8 protein-coding genes and 1 pseudogene are annotated in these 8990 nt (G+C 70.2%); 4 read left to right on the forward strand and 5 right to left on the reverse strand.

Features of this window, described 5'->3' with window-relative positions; all coding sequences use genetic code 11:
- Positions 1-5: 5 nt before the first annotated feature.
- Positions 6-1187 carry a TIGR02677 family protein gene (locus CCN42_RS22885; protein ID WP_245877425.1) on the reverse strand — a complete coding sequence of 394 codons (1182 nt, stop codon included), beginning with the start codon at positions 1185-1187 and terminating at the stop codon, positions 6-8.
- Positions 1188-1218: 31 nt separating this feature from the next.
- Positions 1219-1707 carry an ATP-binding protein gene (locus CCN42_RS22890; protein WP_211294777.1) on the reverse strand — a complete coding sequence of 163 codons (489 nt, stop codon included), beginning with the start codon at positions 1705-1707 and terminating at the stop codon, positions 1219-1221.
- A gap of 144 nt (positions 1708-1851) precedes the next feature.
- Here CCN42_RS22890 and CCN42_RS22895 point away from each other — a divergent pair, with 144 nt between their 5' ends.
- Complete coding sequence (locus tag CCN42_RS22895; RefSeq protein ID WP_086738385.1) at positions 1852-2721, forward strand: helix-turn-helix domain-containing protein; 870 nt, start codon at positions 1852-1854, stop codon at positions 2719-2721.
- A complete protein-coding gene (locus tag CCN42_RS22900) occupies positions 2718-2915 on the forward strand; it encodes a DUF397 domain-containing protein (RefSeq protein ID WP_086738376.1) in 198 nt (65 codons plus the stop codon). Before CCN42_RS22895 ends, CCN42_RS22900 begins: the two co-directional genes overlap by 4 nt.
- A 61-nt stretch (positions 2916-2976) precedes the next feature.
- Here CCN42_RS22900 and CCN42_RS22905 read toward each other — a convergent pair.
- The 3 genes and pseudogenes from CCN42_RS22905 to CCN42_RS22915 form a co-directional block, all read right to left on the reverse strand.
- Positions 2977-3321: pseudogene (locus CCN42_RS22905) on the reverse strand (3'-5' exonuclease); the annotation flags it as partial.
- A gap of 302 nt (positions 3322-3623) precedes the next feature.
- Positions 3624-4964 carry a class I SAM-dependent RNA methyltransferase gene (locus CCN42_RS22910; RefSeq protein WP_086738378.1) on the reverse strand — a complete coding sequence of 447 codons (1341 nt, stop codon included), beginning with the start codon at positions 4962-4964 and terminating at the stop codon, positions 3624-3626.
- Positions 4965-5145: 181 nt separating this feature from the next.
- Positions 5146-7194 (reverse strand): APC family permease, encoded by a 2049-nt coding sequence (locus CCN42_RS22915; protein ID WP_086738380.1) that lies wholly within the window; start codon positions 7192-7194, stop codon positions 5146-5148.
- Positions 7195-7608: 414 nt separating this feature from the next.
- On the opposite strand from CCN42_RS22915, the gene CCN42_RS22920 reads away from it, so the two are divergent.
- Complete coding sequence (locus CCN42_RS22920; protein WP_086173710.1) at positions 7609-8280, forward strand: potassium channel family protein; 672 nt, start codon at positions 7609-7611, stop codon at positions 8278-8280.
- Positions 8280-8957 (forward strand): potassium channel family protein, encoded by a 678-nt coding sequence (locus CCN42_RS22925; protein WP_086738382.1) that lies wholly within the window; start codon positions 8280-8282, stop codon positions 8955-8957. Before CCN42_RS22920 ends, CCN42_RS22925 begins: the two co-directional genes overlap by 1 nt.
- Positions 8958-8990 lie beyond the last annotated feature (33 nt).

The following is an 8990-nucleotide window of genomic DNA, read 5'->3' on the forward strand; positions in this document are numbered from 1 at the left end:
GGCAGCTACGAACGGCGCGGCTTGCCGCGCCGTTCGTAGCTGCCGGTGCGGCGCAGCTGGGGGCTGATCCGCAGCGGTCGGGCCTCACTCCACGGGGTGGCGGCCGGCTCCGGGGAGGCTGTCCGTTCGGCGAGGGTGTCGGCGTCGACGGTGAGGTGCCGGGAGGAGTGCAGCCCGAACGCCACCCGCCAGAGCCGGTGACGCGCCTCGTCGTCCGGGGCCTGGGCGAACCAGCGCGCCAGGGTGCGGAAGTCGGCCGAGCGGTCCGAGCGTCCGGCCCGCCGCTCGTTGAGCTGCCGTACGACGGCCAGGAGCTGCGGGATCGAACCGAGCGCCCGCCCGCGCAGCAGCCTGGCCTGCGACTCCCGTCCCTCTTCCGAAACGAACCACTCGGCGAGCCCGGACCACCGCGCGGCCCACCGCTCGTACGCCACCGCCTCCGCCCGCTCGGCGTCCTCGGGAGCGGCGTCGGCGGCTTCGCGGGCGGCTGCCAGCCGCAGCAGCGGACCGACCCGTTCTTGCTCCTCCAGCTCCCCGATCAGCAGGGCGATGCGCCCGCCCAGGGTGATGAGGTCCTGGATGAACCGCTCCAGGTACTGGATCAGCCGGTCCTTGTAGGCGAGGAACGCCTCGACCTCGATGTCGTGCAGGTCGATGGTGCGCTGGAGCGAGCCCATGAAGGCGCGGGCGTTGTCGGCGAGGTCGGCGAACCGCGCAGTCAGCACGGACAGGGCGACGTATGTCTTGGCCGGGTCGGGCTCGTCCTCCGCGGCGATCACCAGGAGCGCCCGCAACTGCGTGACGATGTCGTGCAGCGCGACCGCCTGGAGTTCACCGCGCCGCCCCAGCACCTCGTCGTACGTCCCGAGCGCCGCCTCGACCGCCTCACCGGCCCGGGTGAGCTGGTAGATGAACCGCCTGCGGTAGAAGTCCTCGACCGCCGTCACCCGCGCGTGGTCCGGATCGGCCCGCAGATTGCCCCACTCCACGAGTTTGTCCAGCGCCTGCGTCACCGCCTCGGGGTCGGCGGGCCTGCCGTCCGCGTCCAGGGCCGCGTACACGTCCTCCGGCCGCAGATGCACCGCGAACCGCTCCTTGGCTGCGAGGAAGGCCCGCATGACCTGGCGGTAGAGGGGGGCGTTGGGGGTGGTGAGGTGAGCGAACGGGGTGTAGTCGCTGGAGGTCATCTCGGCACATTCTTCCACCCCGGTCACGGGCTCACGTGGGGGTTGCGAACACGCACTCCGCCCAGACCGTCTTGCCCGGGCCCCCGGGCCGGAGGTGCCAGCCCCAGCGGGTGGCGAGTGCCGCGACGAAAAGCAGCCCTCGGCCGCCGGTGTCCTCGGAGCCGGGGGCTCGCAGCATTTCCGGTTCGGGCGGCGTGCGTTCGGTGCGGGTGTCGGTGACCTCGACCCTGACCGTGCGGGCGGGCTCGCTCACGTGCAGGAGCAGATGGAAGTCCCGGCTGGGGACGTGGCCGTGCCTTACCGCATTGGCGGTCAACTCGCCGAGGACCAGCGCGATCTCCTCGTGCGGACCGGTGCCGTACGGGATGCCCCACGCGTCCAACCGGTTTGCGGCCAGTCGGCGGGCGAGGCGGGCACCCCGTGGGGTGGAGGTGAAACGCATCTCGAAGGTGTGGCTCAAGTCATCGCTGGGATGCATGGGTTGGGAGGCGCCGATGGGGCTGGGGAGTTGACTCGTCATGCCGACAACGGTGCCCTCGGTCGCATAGCGTGACCAGTGGTGACGCACCGACGCGGCCCGTTGTACGCGGGGTGGCGGTACGGGTACGAGATGCGCGGCGTGACGATGCCGTCGGGACGGCGTTGGGCCAGGGAGGCGGTAGCGATGACCGAAGGTACCGACGAGGGGGCCGAGACCGTGGTGGCAGACGACGCGGGACAGGCGACGGCGGACACGTCCGGCCAGGCCGTGGTCATCGCGTTCGGGCAGACGATGAAGACGCTGCGGGTGCGGGCGGGCATGGAGCGCGAGGAGTTCGGACGGCGGATCGGATACTCGGCGTCCACGGTGGCGTCGTACGAGCAGGGTCGGCGGATCCCGTCGCCCAGGACCATCGAGCGGGCGGACGAGGTCCTGGACGCGGGCGGGCTGCTGACGGTGTGGAAGGAGCAGGTGGAACGGGCTCAGTATCCGGTGTTCTTCCAGGGGATGGCAGCCTTGGAGAAGGAGGCCATCGAGTTGCTGACGTACGACACGCTGGTGGTCAAGGGCCTGCTTCAGACAGAGGAGTACATGAGGGCGGTACTGGCTATGCGGCGGCCGCCTCTGGACCAGGAGACCATCGAACAGCGCGTGGCCGCTCGATTGGCCCGGCAGGACATCTTCGACCGGCAGCCCGCACCACTTCTGAGCTTCGTGATGGACGAGTCGGTATTGCGGCGTCGGCTTGGTGGAAAGGACGTGCTTCGAGGGCAGTTGGAGCATCTGCTTCTTGTTGGCCAGAAGCGCAATGTCGAAATCCAGGTCATCCCTCTCGACTGTGAGGAAAGCGCGGGCGTGGACGGAGCGTTCACGGTCGTCACGCGTGACGATGGCAAGAAGTTCGCGTACACCGAGGCGCAAGGATCCAGCACGCTTCAGACCGACCCGCAGCAGGCAGCGCTCGCCGCCGCCCGTTATGGGATCATCCGATCACAGGCTCTCACTCCGCGAGAGTCCCTGGAGTTCATCGAGAGGTTGCTGGGAGAGCTATGAACACCGCTGAGTCCTCGGCCGTCGAGTCCGGCCTCGCCTGGTTCAAGAGCAGCTACAGCGGAGCGGAAGGCGGCGACTGCATCGAGGTGGCGGCCGACATGGGAACCGTACACATCCGGGATTCCAAGACCGAAGCCGGACCCGTCATCCGTGTGTCACGTGAGGCGTGGGCGGGGTTCGTCGGGGAGGCCTGACCGTCGTACGTCAAGCGTGAGCCCTGCCGCCCGATCAAGACGGCAGGGCTCACGCACACCTCTACTTGGGCAGGTAAGGGCTCGGCCTGCCGTACCAGCTGATCCGCAGGGTGTCGCGGGCGCGGGTGGCCGCGACGAACAGCAGAGACCGGGCCTTGAGTTCCTCGCGGGCGAGACGCCGGGGGTCCGTGTCGCGGTAGCGCTGGACGACGGACGCGCGGGGGATGACGCCGTCGCGGGCACCGACGATGGCGAGCCTCTGGTATTCGAGGCCCTTGAAGCGGTGCATGGTGCCGATGTGGATGTCACCGTCTCCCTTGACACCCTCCTTGGTGAGTTCGGCGACGGTCAGCTCGGCCTCGGTCGCCAGGTACTACATGACCTGGTTGACGGCTTCGCGGTCGGCGTGACGGCGTCGAGGAGGGCGTAGTTGGGCAGCAGGCCGAGGTCACAGAGGGCCTGCTGGGCAGTCACGTTGCCGCGCTCTGGCCGCGGTCCAGTCCAGGACGGCCCAGGGCTGACGCTTCGCCAGAAGCAGCGTCGAGCAAGCGTCACGACGTTGCCAGAACCGCCCCTCCTGAGGCCACGGCAAAGCACTCCTCACCAGACACCGCTGCGCCAAGCCGCAGGTGAGACACATAGCGCTAGCCTGCGAAACGCATAGGTCGAACATCCGGCCAGACCCAGGAAATTCTAATAATCCGCAGGTCAAAGCCCCTTCCCAGCAGGCTCCAGAATCGCCACGCACTCCACATGGTGCGTCATCGGGAACAGATCGAACACCCGGAGCGTCCGCACCCGGTACCCCCCGTCCCGGAAGTACCCGATGTCCCGCGCCAGGGCAGCCGGGTCGCACGCCACGTAGGCGATCCGGCGGGCTCCCAGTGAGGCGAGGTGGGCCACCGTCTTGCGGCCCGCTCCCGCGCGGGGCGGGTCGAGGACGACCAGGTCGACCTCGGTGATGCCGGTGCGCGGCAGGACGGACTCGACCTTGCCCTGCTCGATCCGCACCCGGGGGAAGTCCGCGAGGTTGTGGCGGGCGTCCTCGACCGCGCGCTTGCCGGACTCGATACCGAGGACCGCGCCCTGTTCGCCGAGCCGGTCGGCCAGGGCGCCCGCGAAGAGGCCGACGCCGCAGTAGAGGTCGAGCGCCATCTCGCCCTTGCGCGGCAGCAGGCCCTGCATGACGGCCGTGACGAGGGTGTCGGCCGCCTTCGGGTGGACCTGCCAGAAGCCGCCGCTGCCGACGCGGTGGGTTCGGCCGTCCGCGCGCTCGCGGACGAAGGGGCGGCCGTGGACGCGGTGGACGCCGCCGTCCTTCTCGTCGACGCGCATGACGGAGACGGGGCGGTCGAGTTCGACGATCGGCAGGCGCGCACCGGGCTTGGGGGTGAGGATCACCTGGCGGTCCTGGGAGCCGGCCGCCGCGATCGCCTCGACCGACTCCATGCCGGTCCAGTCGCGCTTCTCGATGCCCAGCTCACTGACCCCGGCGGCGGCGATCATGCAGTGGTCGATGCGCTGGACCTCGTGCGAGCGGTGCTTGCGCAGGCCCGCGTGGCCCTCGGCGTCGACGGCGTACTGCACGCGCGTGCGCCACTGCGGCACCTGGCCGGCGGGCACCTTGTCGCCCTCGGCCGGCATGACCGTGCCGTCCCAGCCGGCCTCCTCGGGGGTGAGTCCCGCCAGCCGCTTCAGCTGCTCGGCGACGACCTCGCCCTTCATCCGGCGCTGGGCGCCCGGCTTGGCGTGCTGCCAGTCGCAGCCGCCGCAGCGGCCGGGGCCGGCGAAGGGGCAGGGGGCTTCGATGCGGTCCTTGGAGGCCTGGAGGATCTCCACCGCGTCCGCGCGCAGGAAGCGGGCGCCCTCCTCGCCCTCGGTCACCCGCGCCACGACCCGCTCGCCGGGCAGCGCGTGGCGGACGAAGAGGACCTGGCCGGCGTCGGTGCGGGCGATGCAGTGGCCGCCGTGCGCGACGGGCCCGATCTCGACCTCGTACTCCTCGCCGACCAGGGACCCCGCCTGCGTGTTCTTCGGTTCTGCCTGCATGGCGGGGTGACTCCAGATCGGGAAGGGGGACGACCGCCGGGGGCGGCCGGCCCAGGGCCGGACAACAGCCCACCAGTCTACGTCGTCCCCGCTGCCGCCGGTTCCGTTCGATCCCGGGACCGGTACCGGTCTCCGCTCCGGCCCCGGGGGCGGGTCTCCTCCGCCCCGGGACCGGTCTCCTTCACTCCCGGGGGCCGGTCTCCTTCGCCCGCTCGGCGGCGGGCCCCCGCCGCACCGCGCCGGGCGCGTTCCACTCCGACCGCTTGCGGGCGCGCTTCTTCGCCACCTCGGAGGAGGCGAGCTGGTACGGCACCGAGGTCACCATCACGCCCGGGGTGAACAGCAGCCGGCCCTTGAGCCGCAGCGCGCTCTGGTTGTGCAGCAGGTGCTCGTACCAGTGGCCGACGACGTACTCGGGGATGATCACGGACACCGCGTCGCGCGGCGACTCCCGGCGCAGGCTCTTGACGTACTCGATGACGGGGCGGGTGATCTCGCGGTACGGCGAGTCCAGCACCTTCAGCGGTACGTCGATCCCGCGCCGCTCCCACTCCTCGCGCAGCGCCTTGGTCTCGGCCGGGTCGACGTTGACGCTGAGCGCCTCCAGGGTGTCCGAGCGCAGCAGCTTGGCGTAGGCCAGGGCGCGGAGCGCGGGGCGGTGGATCTTGGAGACCAGGACCACCGAGTGGACGCGGGAGGGGCGGACGCTGTCGTCGGTGGGGCCCTCGGGGGCGGCGAGTTCCTTGGCGACGTGGTCGTAGTGGCGGCGGATCGCGGTCATCGTGCCGTAGAAGATCACCATGCCGAGCAGCGCGACCCAGGCTCCGTGACTGAACTTGGTGACGAGGACGACGACGAGGACGGTGAAGGTGAAGAAGGCGCCGAAGGCGTTGATCGCACGGGAGCGGACCATGTGGCGCCGCTTGGCGGGGTCCTTCTCGGTGGCCAGGTGGCGGTTCCAGTGGCGGACCATTCCGGTCTGGCTGAGCGTGAAGGAGACGAACACGCCGACGATGTAGAGCTGGATCAGCCGGGTGGAGTCGGCCTCGTAGATCCACACCAGCAGGGCCGCCGCGCCGGCCAGCAGCACGATGCCGTTGGAGAAGGCGAGGCGGTCGCCGCGGGTGTGCAGCTGGCGGGGCAGGTAGCGGTCCTGGGCGAGGATCGAGCCGAGGACCGGGAAGCCGTTGTACGCCGTGTTGGCGGCCAGGAACAGCACGAGCGCGGTGGCCGCGGCCAGCACGAGGAACAGGAAGCTGCCGGAGCCGAAGACGGCCTCGGCGACCTGGGAGATCACCGGGTGCTGGACGTAGTCCGGGCCGACCGGGACTCCGTTGTCGAGCAGGTCCTTGGCCGGGTATTCGGCCATCCGGACCTTGGAGACCATGGCGAGGACGATGATCCCGCAGAACATGGTGACGGCGAGCACGCCCATCAGCAGCAGCGTGGTCGCCGCGTTCTTCGACTTGGGCTTGCGGAAGGCGGGGACGCCGTTGGAGATCGCCTCGACGCCGGTGAGCGCGGCACAGCCGGAGGAGAAGGCGCGCAGCAGCAGGAAGACCAGGGCGAATCCGGCCAGGCCCTCGTGCTCGGGCTTGATCTCGTAGGCGGCGGTGGGTGCCCGCATCGTCTCGTCCAGCACCAGCCCGCGGAACGCGCCCCAGGCGATCATGATGAAGACGCCCGCGACGAAGACGTAGGTCGGGATCGCGAAGAGCGAGCCGGACTCCTTCACGCCGCGCAGGTTCATCAGCGTCAGCAGCAGGATCACGGCCATCGCGCAGAACACCTTGTGCTCGACGACGAAGGGGATCGCGGAGCCGAGGTTCTCGATGCCGGAGGAGATGGAGACGGCGACGGTGAGGACGTAGTCGACGAGCAGGGCGCTCGCGACGGTCAGGCCCGCCTTGGGGCCGAGGTTGGTGTTCGCCACCTCGTAGTCGCCGCCGCCGCTGGGGTAGGCGTGCACGTTCTGCCGGTAGGAGGCGACGACCGTGAACATCAGGACGACGACCGCGAGGGCGATCCAGGGGCTGAAGTGGTACGCCGACACGCCCGCGATGGACAGGACCAGCAGCACCTCTCCCGGCGCGTACGCCACGGAGGACAGCGGGTCGGAGGCGAAGACGGGAAGTGCGATGCGCTTGGGCAGGAGCGTTTCGCCCAGCCGGTCGCTGCGCAGAGCGCGCCCGATCAGGATGCGTTTGGGCACGTCGGTCAGTTTGGACACAACAGAGGATCGTAAGCCTTCGAACAGGAGGGCGCCCACCCGCCACCCTCGTCTGCCCCACGAGTGAAATCGGCCGTACGCGCGCGCCGCGTGCCACGGGCGGCCCCCGGGCCATGCCTATATGACAAAACGCCTGTCGTCACACGTCCGTGACCCGGCGCGTCCCGGCCCGTCACCGTCGTCCCCGGAGGACCCATGCCCAGCACCGCGGAGCTGATCGGCGCCACCGCCGCACTCGTCGGCCTCGGAATCCTCACCGCCGCGAGCCTCTGGAGCATCACCCGCCGCTGACCTGGCACCCGAACGAACCGTGCACGGGGGTCCCGTCCGCGGACCGCGCGTGTGTAGCTTGGGCGGCGGTCTGAGACCCTGTTTCAAGCCAGGTCAACAACTCTTGACATCGGAAGGACGGTCGTGCACATCGTCATCATGGGCTGCGGCAGAGTGGGTTCCGCTCTCGCGCAGACCCTGGAGCAACAGGGGCACACGGTCGCCGTGATCGACCAGGACCCCACCGCCTTCCGACGACTGGGCTCCTCGTTCGGCGGCCGCCGGGTCACCGGCGTCGGCTTCGACCAGGACACCCTGCGCGAGGCGGGCATCGAGGAGGCCGGCGCGTTCGCCGCCGTCTCCAGTGGCGACAACTCCAACATCATCGCCGCCCGGGTGGCCCGCGAGATGTTCGGTGTGGAGAACGTCGCGGCCCGTATCTACGACCCCCGCCGCGCCGAGGTCTACCAGCGCCTGGGCATCCCCACGGTGGCCACGGTCCGCTGGACCGCGGACCAGATGCTGCGCCGGCTGCTGCCCTCCGGCTCCGAGCCGCTGTGGCGCGATCCCACCGGCGGGGTGCAGCTCGCCGAGGTGCACGCCGCGGACGCCTGGGTCGGACACAAGATCAGCAAGCTGCAGGACGAGACGGGCGTCCGGGTGGCGTTCCTGACCCGCCTCGGCGAGGCGATCCTGCCCACCTCGCAGACGGTGCTGCAGGAGGGCGACCTGGTGCATGTGATGATGCGCACGGACGAGGTCGAGAAGGTCGAGGCGGCGTTCGCCCAGGGTCCCGAGATGGAGGGCGGTCACTGATGAGGGTCGCCATTGCCGGTGCCGGCGCGGTGGGCCGCTCGATCGCGGGCGAACTGCTGGAGAACGGCCACGAGATTCTGCTCATCGACAAGGCGCCGACCGCGATCTCGGTCGAGCGCGTACCGCAGGCGGAGTGGCTGCTCGCCGACGCCTGCGAGATCACGTCCCTGGACGAGGCGGCGCTCCAGCGCTGCAACGTCGTCATCGCCGCCACGGGTGACGACAAGGTGAACCTGGTCGTCTCCCTGCTGGCGAAGACGGAGTACGGCGTCCCGCGCGTCGTGGCCCGCGTCAACAACCCCAAGAACGAGTGGCTGTTCAACGAGGCCTGGGGCGTGGACGTCGCCGTCTCCACGCCGCGCCTGATGTCGGCCCTGGTCGAGGAGGCGGTGAGCGTCGGCGACCTGGTCCGGCTGCTGCGCTTCAGCCACGGTGACGCGAACCTGGTCGAGCTGACCCTGCCGGAGGAGTCGGCCCTGGCCGGCACCCAGGTCGGCGACGTGGAGTGGCCGGAGGACACCTCCTTGGTCACCATCATCCGCGGCACCCGCGTCCTGACCCCCACACCGGACGACTCCCTGGAGGCGGGCGACGAGTTGCTGTTCGTGGCCGCGCAGGCGCGCGAGGAGCAGCTGGAGGACCTGCTGTCGGTGCGCCGCGAGGACGCGACGGGCTGACACCGGCCGGACACGAGAGAGGGCGCCCGGAGA

The organism is Streptomyces glaucescens, from assembly GCF_002154375.1.
GTDB classification, from domain to species: domain Bacteria; phylum Actinomycetota; class Actinomycetes; order Streptomycetales; family Streptomycetaceae; genus Streptomyces; species Streptomyces glaucescens.

Coding starts and splice junctions, on each gene's coding strand:
- CCN42_RS22885 (WP_245877425.1), bottom strand. CDS start 1,187: ATGACCTCCAGCGACTACACCCCGTTCGCTCACCTCACCACCCCCAAC.
- CCN42_RS22890 (WP_211294777.1), bottom strand. CDS start 1,707: ATGACGAGTCAACTCCCCAGCCCCATCGGCGCCTCCCAACCCATGCAT.
- CCN42_RS22895 (WP_086738385.1), top strand. CDS start 1,852: ATGACCGAAGGTACCGACGAGGGGGCCGAGACCGTGGTGGCAGACGAC.
- CCN42_RS22900 (WP_086738376.1), top strand. CDS start 2,718: ATGAACACCGCTGAGTCCTCGGCCGTCGAGTCCGGCCTCGCCTGGTTC.
- CCN42_RS22910 (WP_086738378.1), bottom strand. CDS start 4,964: ATGCAGGCAGAACCGAAGAACACGCAGGCGGGGTCCCTGGTCGGCGAG.
- CCN42_RS22925 (WP_086738382.1), top strand. CDS start 8,280: ATGAGGGTCGCCATTGCCGGTGCCGGCGCGGTGGGCCGCTCGATCGCG.